Raw genomic sequence first — 415 nt, 5'->3', positions numbered from 1 at the left:
AATTTGTAGATGAGTTGTTTCATGATCGTTTCCCGAATGAGTATCTTGGAGATACAAACCTTCGTCTTGCAGTTGACGTATCACAGATGGTTGGTATCCGTTTTGGAGAGACAGTAAAAGCATATGTTGCAAAATATGGAGATGCGTCAAAGCTTACTGCCATCCCACTCGGAATTGCAGGATGGCTTAGATATGTGCTGGCGGTAGATGATGAAGGAAAGAAATATGAACTTGCTCCAGATCCAATGAATGAGGAACTTCAGGAGCAGCTTGGTGATATTGTTGTAGGAAAACCGGAAACATTTACAGATCAGTTAAAACCAATCTTATCCAATGAGCGTATTTTCTTTACAGATCTTTATAAGGATGGAATTGGTGAGAAAATTGAAGAAATGTTCCGTGAGATGATTGCGGG

At 40.0% G+C, this 415-nt stretch carries 1 pseudogene; it reads left to right on the top strand.

Annotated elements, in window-relative coordinates:
• A pseudogene (locus tag PZH32_RS11525) lies at positions 1-415 on the top strand (mannitol dehydrogenase family protein); the annotation flags it as partial.

It is taken from the genome of Adlercreutzia equolifaciens, from assembly GCF_029076695.1.
Lineage (GTDB): Bacteria > Actinomycetota > Coriobacteriia > Coriobacteriales > Eggerthellaceae > Adlercreutzia > Adlercreutzia equolifaciens_A.
This window is presented reverse-complemented; position numbering and strand designations above follow the sequence as displayed.